General features: G+C 44.2%; 1 protein-coding gene and 1 pseudogene. Both read right to left on the minus strand.

The genetic code is table 11. The annotated features are described in order from the left end of the window. A pseudogene (gene vctC / locus R7R24_RS26245) lies at positions 1-275 on the minus strand (iron chelate ABC transporter ATP-binding protein VctC); the annotation flags it as partial. A gap of 2 nt (positions 276-277) precedes the next feature. Continuing rightward, on the minus strand, positions 278-780 hold a 503-nt coding region (locus tag R7R24_RS26250), incomplete at its 5' end, for an iron chelate uptake ABC transporter family permease subunit (RefSeq protein WP_318120053.1).

Here is a 780-nt window from a genome sequence, read left to right on the forward strand (position 1 = left end):
ACGGTAAATCGCATCGTGATTGAGTTCGCTTGGCGAAGCACAGCAAGCTTTTTCGCCAGCTCTTTGGTATCCCACTCAGCGATCTCTTTACAGTCGATGATGACGCTACCACCGTCTCGCTCTGTTAGGCGAGAAGCCATGGAAAGTAAGGTACTCTTGCCTGCTCCATTTGGGCCAATGATCGACGTGACTTTGCCTTTTTCGAACTGAGTATCCGCGCTATCAACGACTTTACTCGAACCAAATGCTTTGGTTAGTTTCTTTATGACTATCATGTTTATACGACTTTGTTTTTCAACAGCAGATACAAGAAATAAATGCCGCCAAGGAAGTTAATGACCACGCTTAGCGTTGTCTCAAAATTAAATACGTTTTCAATGATCCACTGCCCTGAAAGCAATGAGCTAATGGCCAATAGTGAACAGCCTATCAACAATGTTTTATGTTGATAGGAATGAAACATCTCGCGGCTCAAGTTGGTCACAAGCAAACCAAAGAACATAATTGGGCCAACCAAAGCGGTAGAAATTGCAATCAAAACCGCAGAAAGGATGAAGACGTTGCGGGTCACTTTCGGCACATCAACACCCAAGCTTTTCGCGTTGTCTTGATCTAACCAGAACACATCCAATGTGCGATGCATACGAAACAATAACCAGCAAGCCAGTATCAACATCGGCGCACTGAAGTACACGAGATTAACCTTTACGTTGTTAAAGCTTGCATACAGTTTGGACTGCACGAAAGCGAACGTATTGGGGTCCATCAATAGCGAGAAGA

The sequence above is a fragment of the Vibrio sp. 704 genome, from assembly GCF_033339295.1.